13 protein-coding genes and 1 pseudogene are annotated in these 18,862 nt (G+C 30.0%); 5 read left to right on the top strand and 9 right to left on the bottom strand.

Annotated elements, in window-relative coordinates:
• The 4 genes and pseudogenes from ACP5GV_RS04995 to ACP5GV_RS04980 all read right to left on the bottom strand — a co-directional run.
• Window positions 1-526: pseudogene (locus ACP5GV_RS04995) on the bottom strand (ABC transporter substrate-binding protein); the annotation flags it as partial.
• Window positions 527-572: 46 nt separating this feature from the next.
• Window positions 573-950 (bottom strand): aconitase X swivel domain-containing protein, encoded by a 378-nt coding sequence (locus ACP5GV_RS04990; protein ID WP_292319017.1) that lies wholly within the window; start codon window positions 948-950, stop codon window positions 573-575.
• A complete protein-coding gene (locus ACP5GV_RS04985; RefSeq protein WP_428102627.1) occupies window positions 947-2,149 on the bottom strand; it encodes an aconitase X catalytic domain-containing protein in 1,203 nt (400 codons plus the stop codon). Before ACP5GV_RS04985 ends, ACP5GV_RS04990 begins: the two co-directional genes overlap by 4 nt.
• Window positions 2,150-2,158: 9 nt before the next feature.
• Window positions 2,159-3,160 carry a hypothetical protein gene (locus ACP5GV_RS04980; protein WP_292319019.1) on the bottom strand — a complete coding sequence of 334 codons (1,002 nt, stop codon included), beginning with the start codon at window positions 3,158-3,160 and terminating at the stop codon, window positions 2,159-2,161.
• Between the two features lie 157 nt (window positions 3,161-3,317).
• Between ACP5GV_RS04980 and ACP5GV_RS04975 the strand changes: the two genes are divergently transcribed.
• From ACP5GV_RS04975 to ACP5GV_RS04965, 3 genes are all read left to right on the top strand, one after another.
• Window positions 3,318-3,590 (top strand): PolB1-binding protein PBP2 family protein, encoded by a 273-nt coding sequence (locus ACP5GV_RS04975; protein WP_428102625.1) that lies wholly within the window; start codon window positions 3,318-3,320, stop codon window positions 3,588-3,590.
• A gap of 33 nt (window positions 3,591-3,623) precedes the next feature.
• Window positions 3,624-4,325 carry a purine-nucleoside phosphorylase gene (locus ACP5GV_RS04970; protein WP_428102623.1) on the top strand — a complete coding sequence of 234 codons (702 nt, stop codon included), beginning with the start codon at window positions 3,624-3,626 and terminating at the stop codon, window positions 4,323-4,325.
• Between the two features lie 78 nt (window positions 4,326-4,403).
• Window positions 4,404-5,597 carry an MFS transporter gene (locus ACP5GV_RS04965; protein WP_428102621.1) on the top strand — a complete coding sequence of 398 codons (1,194 nt, stop codon included), beginning with the start codon at window positions 4,404-4,406 and terminating at the stop codon, window positions 5,595-5,597.
• On the opposite strand, the gene ACP5GV_RS04960 is transcribed toward ACP5GV_RS04965, so the two are convergent.
• The 5 genes from ACP5GV_RS04960 to ACP5GV_RS04940 all read right to left on the bottom strand — a co-directional run bounded on the left by ACP5GV_RS04960 (window position 5,594) and on the right by ACP5GV_RS04940 (window position 15,117).
• Window positions 5,594-6,022 (bottom strand): universal stress protein, encoded by a 429-nt coding sequence (locus ACP5GV_RS04960; protein ID WP_428069013.1) that lies wholly within the window; start codon window positions 6,020-6,022, stop codon window positions 5,594-5,596. The genes ACP5GV_RS04965 and ACP5GV_RS04960 overlap by 4 nt on opposite strands.
• Before the next feature lie 203 nt (window positions 6,023-6,225).
• Entirely contained in the window at window positions 6,226-6,489 is a 264-nt protein-coding gene (locus tag ACP5GV_RS04955; RefSeq protein ID WP_428069015.1) for a DNA-binding protein, read from the bottom strand.
• 45 nt (window positions 6,490-6,534) lie between these two features.
• Complete coding sequence (gene rgy, locus ACP5GV_RS04950; RefSeq protein WP_428102618.1) at window positions 6,535-10,179, bottom strand: reverse gyrase; 3,645 nt, start codon at window positions 10,177-10,179, stop codon at window positions 6,535-6,537.
• A 105-nt stretch (window positions 10,180-10,284) separates the two neighbouring features.
• Entirely contained in the window at window positions 10,285-13,125 is a 2,841-nt protein-coding gene (locus ACP5GV_RS04945) for an ABC transporter substrate-binding protein (RefSeq protein ID WP_428102616.1), read from the bottom strand.
• Window positions 13,126-13,263: 138 nt separating this feature from the next.
• Entirely contained in the window at window positions 13,264-15,117 is a 1,854-nt protein-coding gene (locus tag ACP5GV_RS04940; protein WP_428102614.1) for a S9 family peptidase, read from the bottom strand.
• Between the two features lie 241 nt (window positions 15,118-15,358).
• Here ACP5GV_RS04940 and ACP5GV_RS04935 point away from each other — a divergent pair, with 241 nt between their 5' ends.
• Together ACP5GV_RS04935 and ACP5GV_RS04930 are read left to right on the top strand one after the other, a co-directional pair.
• The gene (locus ACP5GV_RS04935; protein WP_428069023.1) at window positions 15,359-16,792 is read left to right on the top strand and encodes a complex I 51 kDa subunit family protein; all 1,434 of its coding nucleotides are present in this window, start codon (window positions 15,359-15,361) and stop codon (window positions 16,790-16,792) included.
• A complete protein-coding gene (locus tag ACP5GV_RS04930; RefSeq protein WP_428102611.1) occupies window positions 16,789-18,801 on the top strand; it encodes a molybdopterin-dependent oxidoreductase in 2,013 nt (670 codons plus the stop codon). Before ACP5GV_RS04935 ends, ACP5GV_RS04930 begins: the two co-directional genes overlap by 4 nt.
• Window positions 18,802-18,862: the final 61 nt, after the last annotated feature.

Below are 18,862 nucleotides of genomic sequence, written 5' to 3'. Positions count from 1 at the left end.
AAACATTAAATAGAGGAGCAGTTGGATTTTCTGTTGAGTTAAAAGTTATAGTGGGGACAGTTAAATATTGAGACAAAGATAAGCTTATATTTGGAGTTATAACTATTCTCATGAGACTTTGATATGAAGAACCATAGAGAATACCTTTTTGATAAACTACATAATAAATTAGATAAACACCCGGATATTTATATTTAAGGTTAACATAATTAGTTGTTGTATTTATAATACTTCCATTACCTGTATAAACTAAAGCGTAAACTCCATTAGAAGGTGTATATTCCGGTAAGAAAACACTTAATGGACTATTCGCAACAGCTGTTAACGATGCTGGCGAAGCTGGTTTAAGTATTGATAAGGATTGCGAGCTTGTAGAACTTGATTGCGTTGTTGTTTTATTTTTATTAATATATGTAATTCCTATATATGCTCCAACTATAATAACCACAACAATTACAAAAACAGAAATAATCAAACCTTTTGAAATTGACCTCCTATTCCACTTATTTCCTACTTCAATAAGCATCGCCTATAAATAATAAATGGTCTGAGGTTTATAAAGTTATATAAAGTTATTTTAATAATATTACTTTTTCGTTCTTAACTATAATTCTATCACCATCTTTTATTTCTCTCAAAGCATTAACATCTATGTTATCTACTAGAGGTATGTTGGCTAAAACGCACCCAGCTATTATAATAGGTTCTGATTTGCCCATAACTATAGCCTTAGGTGAAAAACCGTTTTCTTTTAAAGCATATATAATATATGACCCTACAGTGCTTCCCCTCGGTTTATACGCAACTATTATTTTATCTTTTACATTTCTTCCATCAACTAGGTTCCCATTATAAGGATTTACGTCTCCATAAAAGCTAATTTCGTTAATTACTAAGGCCTCACCTTCAGTTTCACCTTTTACTAGAGCTCTCCCCGTAAATTCTTTCATAATCTCAATACCTCTTCTAGATCATCTAAAGAAATTAAAGATACATTAATACCTTTTTTAGATAAATAAAAATATGCTTTATAGCTATTTGTTACAACATTTAGTCCATGATATCCAAATGGGCTAACTATTAAGCAAGTATCTCCAATCAGTTTAACGTTTTTCGATTTTAAGATGTTTAGAACGTCTTTATCTATTTTGCTCATTTCATTTCTCGATGATGTTATAACAATCTGGGTTTTTAGATTATCAACTTTTTTCAAGTACTTTGCAATTTTTTCAATTTCATATTTGCTTGTATGAGGGCATCCAAAATATATTAAGTCGGGCTTATCATTAGGCTTTAATTCATCTTCTCTCTTTTTAATATCATTAAAGTCAATAGTTATAGTCTCATTTATTTCTTTTTCGTTAAATTTAATAGGAGTTATTCCTTTTATAACTACCATTGCCAAATTACCTGCAGCTCCAATTGATGCAGAGAACTCCTTAACGGTTGTTTCATTTCTTAATTTTTCGTATAAATATGGGGGTTTATCATTATTATGGATTTTTGATATTATTTCACCTATAATACTTGCTCTTACTTCATTAATTTCATAATTTTCTGGTTTATTAACTTTATACTTTATTTCCGGTATTCTATTTTCCTCTATGTGGAGGCCATAATAATATATTTTACCAACTATGGCTGCCATTAAAGAAATAGGACCGCCTTCCCTATTTGTTTTAATACCTAAAACACTGTTTCCATAAACTACAGCATTTGATTCTCCCCATGCAACACTTGATCCTATTTTGATTTCATTAACCATAGGCAAGTAATATGGCGTGCATGACAATGTTAAATCAGCCCCCATTTTTTGCAAAGATCTTAATACTTCTTCTTGCCCTTTTATATAATTTCTATCGATTTTTGTAAATGGGATTGCATCATAATCTAACGTGTCATATCCAATTGGATTAACAGTAGTTTTTACAGAAAATTTTATCCCTTCATCCGAAAATTGTTTTATTAATTTCTTACCAGGTTCACCAATATTACCATAAGATACACCGGAAATGTGAGCGTGTGTTATGCCGATTAGCTTTTCTGAGTTTAATGAATCCCCAACGCTAACTATAACTTGCATTGCTTTAGCTAATCCCCAACCATATTCTCCATTTAATATTTTTTCTTCTTCTTTAGTTAGGTACATTATACCGCCCTAATACCACCATGTTTTTTTAAAGTTATGCTCTGGTATCATATATATTTTATCAGAATAAGCCTTACATTCTTTTGCTAATACGCAACCTTGTTTGCAACCTGTAATTTTTTTACATTCATCGTTACAAGTTGTCATGCAGACTGGTTCATTAATTTTACAGCATTTTCTTCCAAATGACCACAATATATCGTCCATTATAAAAGGATCAATTCCTGATGATTGTGATACAATTTTATAAGCCTGTCTTATAGAAATTCTTAATATTATATCTTCAAACTCAGAGAATTCTTCTTGAGCAGCTATCTTTTCTCTAGTCAATTCATCTGTTTCTACCAGTCCTAATCTAAGTGCAATCCTCGTTAAATGATTATCTATAGGTACTTCTTTATTAAAAGGATCATTTATATTTAATATTCCTCTCCTTTCTAAAAACTTTGCTAATAAAAAGGATTTTTTCTCAACAGGATCTTGATAAGCTTTAAATATCTTTAATAAATCTATAAATCCATCGTTTACCCCTCTCCTTAAATATCCTTTAGAAATTGTTATTATATCATATGGATCATAAAAATTTTTCTTAATTTTATTACCAATATCTTTAACTAGTTCTAATCTAACCATAATATCGCTTGGATAGATTTTTCTATTTTTATTCTCTATGGTTAGCCATTTTATCATATTATCTTGATTTAAATTTGACAAGTTTTCTGGATAGAAAAATGAGGGATCTTCTTTATATTTTATGCTACCAAGTTTGTATAATGCATCAGCACCATGATAATATTTTCCTTCTATAATTCCTTCATAGGGTCTATCATGATAACTTAATCTATGATCTATAGATACCATAACTAAGAAATATAATAAGACATCCTCTTTAGGAGAAGATAATGGAGGGAAAAAATCTTCGTCATCATACATGTCTATTTTTATTGGTTTAATTTTTTCTAATAATTTTCCTATTTTTTGGCATGATTCATAATTTATTTTTATTTGCATTTTCCCCCCATAGTCCTCGTAATCATAAAACTTATTAAATCTAATAAAAATTAAATTCAATAAAGAAAATTTATATTCTATTAATATTTAATTCTCTAAATAAGAATCAAAATTGTTTATATCTCAGTTAAATACGTACTTATAGGAGGAGGAACTAATGGAAACTTGGCTAATTGAATCATCAAAAATTTTAGAAAAGGCTAGGAATTTAAGTGATGAGGAGAAGAAAGTATTTAGATATTTTTTAGAAAACATTTCAGTTGGTGACTTAAGAGCAGTTATGGATTTAAACAGAAAGGGAATAAAAAATTCAATTCAAATTATTGAGTCTTTAGTTTCCAATGGTTTATTAGAAAGAGGAAATTATTGTTATAGTTTACCGTATAATTTAAGGATATATATATCAATTCAAGGACCGCCTGATATTTAATCTTATTCTAATTATTTCTATACGGTGATATAATTGAAAAAGGTATACCATTTAGACGCAGAGGAAGCTCCAGAAAGAATGATTATTATGGGTGATCCTCAAAGAGTTCAAATGGTATCAAAGCTTTTAAGAGATCCTATATTAGTCAGTAAAAGTAGAGACTTATTTGTTTACAAAGGATATTACAATAATGTGGAAGTAGGTTTAGCCGCTCATGGTATGGGTGGGCCAAGTGCCGCAATTGTTATAGAAGAGCTAATAAAATTAGGCACAAAGTATATTATAAGATTAGGGACTGTAGGCTCGATTGTTAATGAAATTGATATAGGAGATATAATTGTACCAACAGGAGGTTCTTTTTCCTATGGAGGAGCAGGCTTAGGACTATATTTCAATAACATATGCCCTAATACAGCTCCAAGCTATGAATTGTTATATGAATTAGTTAACGAATTAAATAAAAAGAAAATTAAATATTATATAGGTTCTGTTTTTTCAAGTGATTCTTTTTATGCTGAAAGTAACTATATAGATACTATAAGAAAGTTGGGATTTATAGGTGTAGAGATGGAATGTGCAACACTTTTTGCATTGTCTAATTTAAGAAATATTAAGTCTGCCTGTATTTTAGTAGTTAGTAATAATGTAATAAAAAATAAGGTAGGTGATTACTATAACTCAATAATAAATGCAGCTAGTGTTTCTCTTAACGTAATTACAAAACAATTTCATTAATTAAAGAAATTTAAGATATATTTATTATATATAGATAAATTTTTAATGCAAGAAATTAAATTTCACTAGGATGAAAAAATGGATCAAAAACTAAGATCACTAATATTTACTTCATTAGGTCACTTCTTAAATGATAGCTTTATTGTTGTATTTTCAATATTGATTGCTTATTATTTGGATATGAAGATTTCAGCCTCATATTTAGGTGTTATGGGTGCATTAATAAACATATTATCAGGTTTAATAAGCATATGGGTCGGAAGAACAGCAGATAAAAGCGGTAGCCATGCAAGATTAATGTTTTTAGGTTACACATTAATAGGTATATCTATAATCGTATATGGAATTTCTTTTTCTTCACTTAAATATAATTTATTGTATATATCTATTGCATCAATAATGCTAGGCTCAGGTTTATCATTTTATCATTCACTAGGCGGATCGATACTTCAGCATAGTTTTGATCCTAAGGATTCACCAAGAGCTCTTGGAATTAACGGTTCATTTGGAAGTTTAGGAAGAGCTTTATTTCCAATCGTGATAGTATTTATGATAAAATATCTTGGTGGCACTCTAGGCTTATCCATTATAGGGGTTTACACAATTATACTTGGATCAATAGTATTTTATGGTCTAAGACCAATAAAAATTAAAATTGATAAAAAACCGTTTGAAAAATCTAACTTTGAAAAATCTAACGATGAATTAACTATAAATTCTTTTTATTATATTTTGATTCCATTAACTATAGTAGTTTTTATTAGAGCAATTTTTATTGCAGGAGTGCAAACATATGCACCTACCTATTTGGATCATTTGTATAATTCCAAAATATTAATGAGTATTATATTAACTGTATCATATGCAACTGCTATATTTGGTCAGCCTTATTTTGGAAAATTAACTGGTGATATAGGAGGGAAGAAAGTTGTATATTTAACTACTATTTTTGCAACTTTATTTTATATAGCTTTTTTATTTATAAAAAATCCTATAATAATGTCAATAATGTTTATGCTATTCTCATTGTTTGCATTTAGCGGTTTTCCAGTTCTTTTAGGTTATGTAGGCCAAATAGTCGATAGAAGTTTGTCAGCAAGGGCTAATTCCCTCATATGGGGAATTGGTAATACTGTTGGTGGGGCCATCGGAATATTAGTAGGAGGTATTTTATTAAACAAAATTGGATTGGTTAACGATATGATACTATTCGCTATTATAGGTGTCGTATCTACAGCATTGCTACCATTAATTCCAAATAAAAGGGGTTAGGGAACAACTAAAACATCTGAATTTATTGATTTACCTGCAACTTTACTTGTAACGCTGCCTAAAATTAACCTTTCAAACCTAGAAAGTCTTCTTCTACCTAATACTATCAGATCGCATCCATTAGATTCTGCATAGCTTATTATAGTATCTGCAGGATCGCCAGATAAGACTTCATATTTAACTTTTATCCCTTCAGATTCTAATTTCTTTGCTACTTCATCGAGCTTTTTCTTTGTAGAATCAATAATTGTTGCAGTGTTTATTATATCAGGACTAACTATTTCCCCAACTATTACTGACGCAGGTGGTACTACAGTAATTAAACATAATTCAGAATTAAGGTTTTTCCCCAATTCTATAGCTTTTGCAAGAGCTCTTTCCCCACCTTCAGAACCATCATAACCAACTAAGATCTTTTTATACAATTTTCCACCTCTAAATTATAAAATGTCTATTTGCATATTTAAATTTTCACTGAATAATATAGATATTGCCCGATGAAGACCGCTGCAGGTGCGATAAGATGAGCTTGGCCTGTGTTACAGAGGGCTTATAATTTAATTGATAAAATGAGCAGTGATGACGCTGATATCGTCGGAAATGATGAAGATAATATCCCCGTCTGAGCTTATGTAGTTTTTTCTATAACTATAGTTAAATAGCTACTTTTCTTACCTTTATATTTTGAGGTTCCTATAGATGAAGAAGATATCTTCAAATTTTCTCCTAATCTAGATTTCATAGCCAAATAAACTTCTGCAACTTTGCAAACATTTTCTCCTACACCTGTTAGTTCTATTTGTTTCGATCCTTTGTTTAATTCTAAGATTGCTTGCAGTGCATAATCCTCAGCTGGATCCTTACCGAGGTTTATTTTTATTCTTTCTTCCATTTTAATCGCCCATAAATAGATTGACTTCAGAAATTATATATATAACTAGTTTCTTTTATTAAGCTTACAATAGTTGTTTAGCTTTTTAACAAATATTTCATCATAAATTTCATTAATAAAATCTACTGGAGACAATTTCTCGTTTTCTATCATGTCTAGCTGGCTTTCAAGTATTCTGCTGCTTTCTTCTGTTAATAAGTCTTTAAAAATCGATTCCATTAGATCATTATATATTTCTATGCCTGATTTAGTTGGTATTATATATTTTTTCTTTTTGCTCTCTATTACATAACCATGTCTTATGTTAGACTCTATAACCTTTGCATATGTACTAGGCCTTCCAATATTTTTCTTTTTCATTAGCATAACTAAATCCCCATTTTTATATAGCTCTATTAAGCTTCCTTTATAGTATATCAAGTCATTTAATGGTATTTCGTATTCAATATTTGTTTCCTTTTTAATCCAATTTTCTAACGATGGCTTAGTTATTATCGTGAAACCCTCTTTTACTATATTAATATTAAACTCTTTTTCTTGCTCTAAATCCCCTAGGATAAGCTTTACGATTGCTTTTTCTATTATTGATGAGCTCATTTGACTTGCAATAAACCTTTCAAATATTAATTGATATAACTTGTAATGGAATTGGTTTAGTTCCACAGGCACCCTAATTGTTCTTTCTAATACAGCTCTCTCTAATTCTTGAGCATTTAATGGTTTTGTTATTCTTATTGCTTCATGAGCACCTTCATTTCCCCAAGTTCTTGGTTTGTAATATTGAATTAAGTTGGCCTTTTCCAAATACTCTTTTGCTATTTGCATACCTGTTTGAGATATCCTTATTGAATCTGTTCTGTGATATGTTATTAAACCAGAATAAAACAGATCTTGGGCTAATTTCATTGTTAGTTGTGCTGTGTAACCATACTTTTGGCTTGCATCAAAAATTAATGCATCAGTAGTATATGGAGGCAATGGATTAACTTCTTCATTATACACCTTAACTGTTATAGCTTTTAGCTTGCCCTCCTTGATCGCTTTTTCTGCTTGTTCTTTGTCCTTTGTATAATAATAAATATAATTTTGACTTGGCAGCTTAACTTTTATTTTAAATCCCATTTCTTTCTTGTATTCATTGTATCTTTCAATAACCCATCCCAATACAGGAGTTTGAACTCTACCTGCTCCTAACCAAAGTTTACTATACTTATTTTGAAGGTATTTGCTTGTTGAAAATCCAATCCATCTGTCGTCTATTCTTCTGGCTATTTGTGCGTTTACTAACCCTTTATGTATCTGCCCTGGTTGTCTTAATGCTTCTAATACAGCATTTAATGTGACTTCATGAAATGCTGATCTGTAAATGTTTTTGTTATATGGTTTTAAGGCTAAGTAAAGATCCCAAGCAATTTTTTCTCCTTCTCTATCAGGATCTGTCATTATTATTATTTGGTCAACTTCTGTTGCAAGTCTTTTTATAGATTGTAAAATAGACTCTGATGTTATGACAGCAGATGATCCGCATCTAGGGCACTTGTTGACTTCTTGAGTAAATTGATATCCACATTTTAAGCATTTTTTAATTGAAGTATAAATCGGGCTTATTGTACTATCAATTAGGTTTATGCCATAGCACGATTCATTATCATCGTCAACTATTAGCTCATATACATGACCTTTTGAAGCAGTTATTGTTAAGAGATAGACGGTATTGGTTATTGGATCAACAGTTGTTGTTTCATAAATGTTTAGGTTTCCCTCTCTCCTCCTAGCAGGCTTTCCCCAAAAGCTAGCTATTGTCTTAGCTTTGGTTGGGCTTTCAACTATAATAAGCTCACTCACGATATTTACTTTTTTACCTCCGTTTATTTTTCTTGAATCTTCTATTTCCTTCTTTACTTCATCTAAATTCAGTTCATCGAATTTAATAAAATTCGCTTGACTTATGTACTTTAGTTTTTCGCTTATTGATTCTATAAGCTCAGGAATTTCATCGATTATTATGGAAAGACCCTTTGTCATATGACCATGATATAATCTGCTTGTTCTCCCGCTTGCTTGTAAATATGTTGGCCCATCAGATGAATATAGATAAAGCTGTCCTTTTTCATTTCTAATAACAAAAGAGCCTATTTTTATCCTATCTCCATCATTTGGAATATAATTTATCATTTCTTTATATACTTTATCAATAGAATTACTAACTAAATCCTTCAGAACTTTTAATATACCCTTTGCTTCCATTTCTCCTCTTAATACTGCTGCGACTATTGGTGATTGTTCACTATATTTTGATAAAAAGCTTTCCAAACTCTTCCGCAAACTCGAATACGATTGATTTTTTTCTTCTAAAAACATTACAATCCTTAAAAGTCTCTGCGGAGATATCATAGCTGTTTTAAACTCAAGTTTTCTAGCAGGCGTTCCTATAAATATAGCATATTTTATGATTTCTGGCAAATCGATACCTCTTACAACAGTACCATATCTGCTTGCTAAGCCTATAATAATATCTGCATCTCCTTTTTCAAGTTTCTCAACAGCTCTTCTTGAATTAGTTATAGCTTGTATAGCATTTATTCCATTTTCTTTTAGCATATTTATTAATGGTTTTACAACGTTTTTTCCATATGATTGCGAAATAAAAATAATGCCTCCTTTACCAAGCTTCTTAACCAGTTGTATAGCTTCGTTTAACATATCTTTTGATATAATATATGTGTCAAAAACATTTCTTAAATAATCTGTACCTCCACCAATTTCAAAACCCAATAGTTCTCTGAATATCAAATGTTTAATACCTTTGGGCCTACCTGTTGCAGAGGCTATTATTAGTTGACCTTTTATTTCTTCATTGTTACTATTTAAAAGGCTCATTTGCAAATCAGAAATTTCTTGCTCTAGTTGTTTTATTTTATCTTCTTTTTTGTTAGATAACGCTATACTGAAATCCATTTTTTTAGTAACCAACTTATAAGCTGTTTCAACGCTTTCTTCTGTAAATCCTAATAGTATTAGAACCCTGTCTATATTTTTGCTATTCCTTAAAAGGCTATCTACATCATCAACAACTATCAATCCAAAAGGTGAGAACTCTTTTAATTTATTAAACTTTTTAGTTAAATATCCAGGAGTTATTATTAATACTTTGTAATCACCTTTTTCTATTTTTAATAGCATATCTTCCTTCATATTTTTGGGCATAGAAGAATAATAAAAAGCTATTCCATCATTTATAAAGCCTTTTAATCTTTCTGCTGTTTGTGCGACTAAATTTTCTGTTGGTGTTAAATATAAAATTTTTCTATCTAATCCATTAATGGCCCTGAAGGCGGTATAGGCCATTAAAAGGGTTGTTTTTCCTACTCCAGTAGGAGCAACAATAGAAAAGCTTTCAGGATATAAAAGCCTTCTAGCCCAGCTTTTTTGGGCACTTGATAAATAATAACTTGTTGTTTTTTCGAAATATTCTTTGAATTCATTATAACTTTTTTCCAAATAATAGAGCCAGGAATATCCATATAATTTCCCCCTTTTTCTCAAGGCTTCACCAATAGAAATTGGATCATTATTTTCTATTTCTACTTCTAAGCATTGATTACAAGGTAGTCCTTTCTCTAATCTTACTGAAGTTATCTCTTTTCCGCAATTGGGGCAAAGATGCCTAAATGTTGGATCTAATGACATAAATCGACCGCCTGAGGGCCATCCTCGATTAAAAGGTTTCTAAGAATCTAGAGTTATTAAGCATTAAGGGTACTCATTTTATTTATAAAAAATAAAAATAAAAAGTTATGGTTTTTCCCACCACCAGAAGAATGACTCTAATCCGTTGGTTATAGCAGGATTTGATTGCCATGCTAAGTTGTTTTGATATGCATTCATATATGATCCTAATATCCAGAACTTGCTAGGTATGACAACATATACAAATTGATATTGATTTATTGCTAGCTGTTGTGCATTATGTATTATTTGAGTAGCATTGCTCCAACCTTCTTCATCTGCTAAATCTGCTTGAACTATCAAATTATTTAATTGTTTGTATTGTTGAGCTTCCTGCCACATTAATGAACCTACATAGGTATTATTTGTGCTGTTAAACTGATGTGATAATTGCTCTAAGTATCCGACATCCCAACCATCAGGTGCTGGGTATATACCTCCTTGTTGATATATGAATGGTAACCAATACCATGTTAATGGTATTCCATTCCAATCTAAATAATAAACAGGTAAAGGATTTTGTCCGGGTATCAAATATGATATTATAGTTGAGAATGGCATGTATAAAGGTTGTGCATTTATGTTTGGATCTATTTCATGTAATGCCTGCGCCCACATCTCTGCTGCTGTGTAATCAACAGTATCACCGCTTGATACTATTATTGGGAAGTTAACTGTTATATTGTAAAAACCTGATTCTTCCATTAATTGCTTTGCATAAGTTAAATTAAATGTTGGACAGCCTGTGAAATCTGATGGTGGTATAGAATAATCAAGGCCTGGTATTAATATTCCGCACCATGGATTGCCGAGATTTACATGATATTTGGCATTTCCTAATACATCATTTATGTACTCTGAATAATTAAAAGCATAAGCAAATGCCTCTCTTACTAACGGGTTTGCGAAATAATATGATGGTATGCTGTAAGATGGATTGATTTGTTTTAATAATGGAACGCTTATATTTAAGTTAAACGCAAACCACCATTCATTCAAAGATGGTTCATTGTACATTTTTATTTTTCCTTGGCTTTGCAATTGTAATAAAGTGGGGAGGTAAGGAGCTGGACTGCTTTTTGGAAAAGTAACTATATCTGCTTGTCCACTTGCAAGCATATTTATTGCTGTTGTTGGGTCTTTAACCCAATCTACTATAACTGTTTCATTTGGTTTTGGGAAATATGTTATATTATTAGGCCAATACGGGTTAGGCTTTAAAACAACTGATTGTCCAGGAGTAAATGATGCTATATAATATGGTCCTGTAAATCCAGCATTTGGAGCTGGCCATTGAACGTTTGTATTATAATTACCAGCGATACAAGTCTGCTGGTATTGATAAAATGATTGTGCTAATTGAGTATAATTGTTGTTATAATAGCCGGTTAAGTTTAATCCATCTCCAACTTGATTTAACCATTTAGCATCCATTACATAATCAAATGTTGTCATCATATTGAAGAAAAATATAGGTGTCACAGGTTGTATTAAATGAAAAGTTACTGTGTTAGTTTGGTTGTTATAAGATACTGACTCCATTATTTCCTTAGCGCCTAGAGAATCGTTGGGTGAAGTGACAATAAAAGTAAAGAGTGTATAATTTGGTACAGTAAAAGGCGCTAAGTTTGTACCTGAACCTGCCGGTATACCTCCAGCACATACTAATGCCCTTATCATACTATACCATACATCATACGCTGTTATAGGATCTCCATTAGATGCCTTTAGACCAGGCCTTATTTTGAAAATGTATACTGTATAATTGGGAGAAATTGCGCCATAAGTGTATCTAGCTGTTACGTTAGACCAATTGCCAACAGTAGGTATATATTCAGCTATCATTGGCACAAACTTGCTTATGCTTGATTGATAGTACCATAATAGGGCCCCATATACATTGTTTATTATTTCGTTGCTAACTGTATCTGGAAATAGGTCCGGATCAAATGTAAATGGACCACCTGGAACCACTTCTGCATCAACAATTACTCCTTGATTTGGCACTGAAACTTGAGGTGAATATAGATTAAATGGATAATTGCTTGAATAAACGGCAAAAGTTTTATATGTTGTATAATTATATGATTTTCCATTACTTACATTTTCAGTAACTATAGTTAAGCTAACTGGATATAATCCTGGCTTAGTGAATGTAATGTTTATTGGATTTTCTTGAGGGGCTAGGTATGTTGTATTTCCTGAGCCAGTTTTAACTACCTGTGTTATATAGCCAGTTGCATTAACTGATGGTATTGTTAAGACTGTTCCATTTCCTAAGTTCCAAACATATTCTTTTATAGTAATATTTTGTCCTGATGGGGGCTGTAAATATCCTGCGTTTAATGTAACAGTTTCTCCTACATTTATCACAGGACCTTTATTTGATGTTATCACAGGAACAGTAATTAGAGGAGCATACGATGAATTTACATTTGGAGCTACTATTATTTCTATTAAATTTGATAATGAGCTTCCTACATATGCTCCATTGCTGTTATATAAATTATAATAAATTAAATATTGTCCAGGATAATTGAATGAAACGTTTGTATATTGAGAAGTAACTTTATATTCATTTCCAGCCCCATCGAATAACATTGCATAATATCCATTTTGAACTTGGTTTATTTCGACCATTATAGGCACATTAGTTAAAGCAGAATAGCTTTCCGGTAGCGGTGGTGAAAGAGAATTTTCTATCGTACTAGTTGTACTACTAGAAGTTGATGTAGTTTGAGAAGTTGATGTAGTTGTACTACTAGAAGTTGTACTACTAGAAGTTGATGTAGTTTGAGGCTTCTTTGAAAGCATTAAAGCGACTGATATTCCCACTACAATAATTATTATTAAAACTACTACTAAGATACTTTTAGATACAGATTTATAATATTTCCCACTTAACATTTTCCCACCATTTTGGTCTAAAATATACATAATTGTTGCAGTTTTTAAATATTTCGCTTTGAATTATAATATATTATATATATTTTAGGATAATAATGATAGCAAATAATAAAAACAAGGGTTAATAAACCTTAAAAATTATTTTTTAAGTTTTTCATTGATGAAAGAAAGCTTAATTTCATATCTTTTCTTTCTATGTCTTGGTTCCGCTTTTGTACTATGACCATGACTTCCTTTTGTGAATAAAACAATTCTGCTTTCCTTATTATTCATGTAAAGAGATATATGCATAGCCAGTGATTGATCAATAAAGCATCTATAATCTTGATTGCTATGTATCAACAAAACAGGTGTTGTTACGTTGTTTATATGATAGAATGGACTCTTCTTTATATATTCATTAAGATTTTCGTGAGGTGTTTTACCTATTTGATCTGGATCAAAGAAATATCCTATATCAGAAGCATAATAGTCAGAAATCCAATCAGCAATACCATTTTCACTAACGGCCGCTTTAAATAAATTTGTCTTTGTTATAAATACATTAGTCATGTAACCTCCATAACTTATACCAGTGACTGCCATCCTATCTTTGTCAATGTTGTATTTTTTTATGATATAGTCTAGAAAATTCATTAATTCATTAAAATCTTCTTCACCATATTTTCCTCTTATATCTGCGAACTTTTCATCATAACCATCACTGCCTGTGGGATTTGCAAAGACAATTGCATAGCCATTAGATGCAAAAAGTTGCATTTCTGGGTAGAAATTATAACCGTACATACCCTTAGGCCCACCATGTATATATAATATTAAAGGTTTCTTATCATTTCCTTCTGGCATAATTATCCAGCCGTCAATTTTTTTACCATTAACATTAACTTCTTCATGTTTATGTTCATATAGATTTACATCATTTAAGAAATCATTATATGAAGTTAATTTTAGAACTCCTTTATTATCTAATTTATATACCTCCATGGCCTTAGTTGGTTCAGCATAAACATATACTAACGTATCTTTATTAGAGCTTCCTGTTAAAACAAAACCATTGCTTACTATTTCTTTAAAATTATCATTAAATAAAATTATTTTCGAAAATCCTCTATCATAGATTTGCAGTGCGATGCCATTAGAATATTGGCCTATTATTGATTGTATGTTTCTGTCAATTTTATTACACGTTAAACAATCAGCTTTATTCTCATCAATCCTATAAAGTTTAAAATGGCTTGAAATACCTATTTCATTGTTATGTATCAATCCATATAAATTATTATTTATGCATGCAAGGCTCTCTATAAAATACCCTTGCAATAAAGTGCTCTCTTCACTATTTTCAGGATTAATTTTAACAAGCTTATGCTTATAAGGAAACCTTATATCAATAGGTGTAGAATAAAATATGTTTTTATTGCATGAGCATAAAGATGTAGGATATATATAATTTTCTTCTTTTTTTAGCTCTTTAACGTAACCTGAACTAATGTTAATAAAATAAAGAGTGTAGATATAGGTCCCAATGAATCCTGTATCATCCATCCAAAATGGTAGCCTATCTGTTGATATATAATCTCCATCATTGTCATAATATTTGTCGTTTTCTGGGACAATAGCTATCAAGTTTTCATTATCATACCATTCTAAAGTTAAGACTCCATTTTTAAACCAAGATATGTTTTTTGGCTCTCCTTCTAAATTATAAATATAAATCCCTTGACCTTTGCTGTTTTCATTTTCCCCCCTCTTACTTAAAAAAGCTAGAGTTTCTCCATTTGGAGACCATCTAGGTGAAGAATCTGATCCGCTAGTCAAAAAAATTTCTTTATTGTTATTTTTTATTATATGAATGTAATTATTATTTTTGTTTTTCTCTAAATCGGATTTAGTATAAGATATAGCTATATTGCCTGAGGAAGATATCTTAACTTCGTTAATGGAAGTTAGTTTAAGTATATCATCTATCGTAAAATTCCTTTTTTTGATCACACTATACACCCATATGTATAAATAAAGAATAAATTAAAAACTTTGGTATTGTAAACAATTATAATATTTATCAAATTAAGATATTCGCAATCATTCTCGTTATTACAAACGAATGGTAAGCCATGTCCTTTAGGATGAGAGTAGTTAGCTAATTATAAAATAAAATTAATTTTATTAATATCCTTGGTTGGAAAGTGAAATGTTTTTATTTTCTGAAATATCTTAATAACGTGTGGGTCAAATGATCAGAATTAATCTTCCTAAAACAGAAATAAATACATTTTACACTTTTTCAGATAAAGAATTGCCAGAAGAATATTGTAGGGGGTTATCTTGTTTTGTTAATAGGAGTGAAAAACCAAACTATTGGAATAAGGCAAAAGATCAATATCCAAGGACTTATTGTTTGGGTAAATGTTATTTATCACCTTCTTCTACTCATGAAGACTCTTATCCAATGATTGAAGTTCTATCGAGAGAGCCTATTCTAAGTAAATTTCTTAATAGTAAATTAGATACCCTGAATGATTATATAAAATTAGGAGGTATGAATTCATATACTTATGCTATTACATCTATGAACCAAATAGATGTAATAAATGAAGTAAAAAAGTCAGGCCTTAGAGGTAGAGGAGGAGCCGGATTTCCTACAGGCATTAAATGGGAATCTGCTTATAATCAGAAAGAAAAGAAAAAATATCTAATTGTTAATGGAGATGAAGGTGATCCTGGAGCTTTCAGTGATAGATTTCTTATGGAATTTTCTCCATATTTAGTTATTGAAGGTGCATTAATTGCAGCTTACGCTATTGGAGCTGATGAGATTTATTTCTACATAAGGAGGGAATATCCCAAAAGTGTATATAGAATTAAAAGCGCTTTAATAGAAATAAAGAATTATTTTAAAAAGAAAAATGTTACAATTCCAAAAATTAATGTAGAAATAGGAAAAGGAAGCTATGTTGTAGGAGAGGAAACTGCGTTAATAAATGCCCTTATGGGCAGAAGGCCAGAACCTACTTCTAGACCTCCATATCCAACAGAAAAGGGTTTATTCGGAAAGCCTACAGTCGTCAATAATGTTGAAACGCTTTCAAATATCCCTTATATTATTAGTAATGGAGGAAGTAAATATTATGAATTTGGGTTCTCAAAAAGCAGAGGAACTAAACTGATATCACTCAATTCTTTATTTAAAAAGCCAGGTCTATATGAAGTTGAATTTGGCATAACTTTAGAAGAAATTATTAAAAATGCAGGAGGTCTTAAAAGAGGTACATTAAAAGGATTATTGATAGGAGCACCATTATCTGGTATAATAATGCCAGATGAACTTAATACAAGGCTAGGTTATGAAGAGCTTAGAGAAATTGGTTCCTCTTTAGGTCATGGAAACATAATAGCATTTAATGAGGAAACCAACATATCGGAACTGTTATATGAAATATTGGATTTTGCTTCATACGAATCTTGTGGTAAATGCACTCCATGCAGACTTGGAACTAAAAAATTAAGAGATTTAATATCTAAGGGGTTCTTTGATAAAAACGAATTAAATGATGTATATGACATTTTAGAATCTTTAAGGCGTACTAGTTTGTGTGGTCTAGGAATAGGAGCTGGAGAAGTGACATTTTCGATTTTAAATAAATATAAGAATGAGGTGGTAAAATGAAAGTAAAAATTAATGGAGTTGAATATACTTATGATAAAAAAATCACAATATTAAATGCTTTAAAAGATAAAGGGTTTGATGTACCAACTCTATGCTATGATGAAAGGTTATCTCCGTTTGGTTCATGTAGATTGTGTTTGGTAAAAGTTAAAGGCAAAGGTATAGTTACTTCTTGTAACAATTTTATAGAAGATGGTATTGAAATAGTTACTGACGATGATGAAATTGAAAAGCTAAGAAAAACGAATTTAAAATTATTAGCTGAAAATTATCCTAAAGGATACAAAGATAAATATCCTCATAAAAAATTTCATGAATTGATGAATAAATACGGTCTTGATGGTTACAAATATGAAGAAGATAAAAAACTTTATGATACAAGTCACCCTTATATTTATGTCAATATGAACAGATGTATTAATTGCTACAATTGTGTTAGGGTTTGTGAGGATGTTATAGGAAAATTAGTTTGGAGAAGCATTAACAGAGGCTTTAACACATTAATAGTTGCTGAAGGAGATAAACTAGGAAAAAGTTCTTGTATTAGCTGCAGAAGTTGTATAGACGTTTGCCCAAGTGGGGCAATTGAGGATGCTTTTGTAATAAAATATGGCTATCCAAATGAATTTATTGATTCATCATGTACTCTTTGCTCAATCACTTGCCCCATTAAAGTTGGTGTATCAAATGGAAAACCTGTTATGATATATGGTAATGAATCAAAATTAAAGCTTTCAGCAAGCTGTATAGTAGGCAAATATCAATGGGAAAACCTTTATTATAGTAATGATAGAATATATTTTCCATTGCTAAGGTCTGAGAATGGTTGGAAAAAAATAAGTTACGATGAAGCACTAGATATTTTATCAAATAGAATTAAAGAAACAGTAAATAATTATGGACCAAACAGTGTTGGAATTATTCTAGCAAATAGAATTTCACTGGAAGAACATTATTTATTAAATCTAATCGCAAAAGATGTTATTAAAACTAATAATGTTTTCGATATTATTGAACTTAATTATGGTTACTCGGTTAAAAAATACTTATCTAATTTAAATAAAGAGAAAATAATAAAGGCTAATGATATACAAAGTTTAGGAACTATAATAGCTATAGGTGATATAGAAAAGCATCATCCTACAATTTCTTCAATTTTAATAGATAATATGAAGAAAGGAAAATTAAATTTAATTTCAATAGATGATGTAAATGATTATAGGTCCATCCATGAGCAATCTGACTTTTATTCAAGAGTTTCCCAAGAAAAAATGATAAATTTATTTAGGGCATTAGAATTTCTAATAATTTCCCTAGAAAATTACGATAAAAGATATTTAGAAGAACATTTTGAAAATTTTGATAATTTTTTGAATAAAATAAAATCATATAATTTAGATAATGAAATAAAAGAAATAGCTGAAAATATTTTAAAAATTATTAATAAGTTACCATTGGCATTATTTTTCGAATTCAATAATTATATAGCAGAAGAACTTTTTAACTTATATTTAATAATGAAATCATTTTATGCAAACGTTTATTTAATACCTTTGTTTAGCAATGGTAACGTAATAGAGCATCTATATTTAACAAATAAAGATGATCTAAATTTAAAAACAAATAATAAAATCATCGATATCATTAGAAATTTAAAAACTTTAATAATAATAGGAAATAATTTGATAGCGAATTCGATTAATAGAGACGAACTAATTAAATCATTAAGCAATGTAGATTTTATAACTGAAATAACACCTATTATAGATACGAGCGCAAAATATTATGCTAAATTAATTATACCATCACCAACATTTTTAGAAAAATCCGGTCATTATTTATCTTACGATTTTGATATAAGAGAAGTTAATAAAATAGTAAATAATGGATTAAAGCAAGAATTCGATATATTTAACGACTTAATAATAAGATTGGGCGGTAAAGTTGTAGATCAAAAAGAATCTTATAATAAAGTTATTACTAATATAAAATTTGTTAATTCTTTATAATATATGACAATAAAAATTAGATAAATATCAGCATAGTAATAAGAGTTATATTTTCTGGTTA

Origin of the sequence: Caldisphaera sp. (genome assembly GCF_049974385.1) — an archaeon.
In the GTDB taxonomy this organism is placed as follows: Archaea; Thermoproteota; Thermoprotei_A; order Sulfolobales; family Acidilobaceae; genus Caldisphaera.
This window is presented reverse-complemented; position numbering and strand designations above follow the sequence as displayed.